The 1199-nt window shown below is 42.6% G+C and carries 1 protein-coding gene; it reads left to right on the top strand.

Annotated elements, in window-relative coordinates; genetic code table 11:
• The first annotated feature begins 72 nt into the window (after positions 1-72).
• Positions 73-1160 (top strand): IS3 family transposase gene (locus ACT3TH_RS13680; protein ID WP_444756328.1). Its coding sequence is split into 2 segments (ribosomal slippage): positions 73-325 and positions 325-1160, totalling 1089 coding nucleotides; the frame shifts between segments, so codons are not numbered across the junction.
• The last annotated feature ends 39 nt before the right edge of the window (positions 1161-1199 follow it).

Here is a 1199-nt window from a genome sequence, read left to right as displayed (position 1 = left end):
GGGTAATCCCCCCACTAAATAAGAACACTTAAAAATAGAAATTAACTGCTAAACTATCAGCAGGAGATTCTTATGAAAAAGACACGCTTTAGCGACAACCAGATCGTTAACATCCTAAAACAAGCGGAGCAAGGCGTACCTATTGCTGAGCTGTGCCGCGAGCATAACATTGGACAAAGCACTTTCTACAACTGGCGCTCAAAGTATGGCGGCATGGATGCCTCTTTAATTGCGCGTTTAAAAGAGCTTGAAGTTGAGAATGCTCGATTAAAGAAGATGTATGCTGATGAATGTCTTAAGTCCGACATACTACAGGATGCCATGTCAAAAAAGTGGTAGCGCCGATTGGGCGCAAAGCGTTGGCTTGTCACTATATTAAAGAGCATGGCATCAGTATCCGCAGAGCTTGCCTCATCTTTAATATCAGCGTGACCTGCTACTATCATAAGTCTGTTGCCTCTGATGAGAATAATCAAATAGCGGACCTCCTGATAGAACTGACCACACAGAATAAGAACTGGGGCTTTGGGTTGTGCTTTTTAAGCCTGCGTAATGTGATTGGACTACCTTACAACCATAAGCGTGTGTATCGCATCTACTGTGAGCTTGAGTTGAATCTGAGAATCAAACCTAAGCGCCGTATTAAACGCGTTAAACCAGTACGACTTGCTGTACCTGATAGCATAAATCAAAGCTGGAGCATGGACTTTATGCATGATGCCTTAACTGACGGCAGAAACTTTAGAATGCTTAACGTCATTGATGATTACAACCGTGAAGCCTTAACCGTTGAGATTGACTTCTCACTGCCCGCTCAAAGAGTCATACGTAGTCTGAATCAGCTGATTGAATACCGAGGTAAGCCTGTTCAAGTAAGATGTGATAATGGTCCTGAGTACATCAGCAATGCGCTCAAAGACTGGGCAATAGAACAAGGTATCACAATAAGCTATATTGAACCTGGCAATCCACAGCAAAATGCTTATGTGGAGCGCTACAACAGAACCATGCGCTATGATTGGCTAAATCAGGAGTTGTTTACAGATTTAGATCAAGTCAGAGAGCAAGCTGAAGCTTGGTTGTATCACTACAATTATGAACGCCCTAATATGGGTAATAATGGCTTTACGCCAATGCAAAAACTAAATCAGGCAGCTTAATTCTATTGGATAAGTGTCTTATGCTTGGGAGGGTTACCG

This window comes from Psychrobacter sp. AOP22-C1-C5, assembly GCF_052378885.1.
In the GTDB taxonomy this organism is placed as follows: domain Bacteria; phylum Pseudomonadota; class Gammaproteobacteria; order Pseudomonadales; family Moraxellaceae; genus Psychrobacter.
Note: the sequence above shows the minus strand (reverse complement) of the source record. Positions and strands in the feature narration are given on the sequence as shown.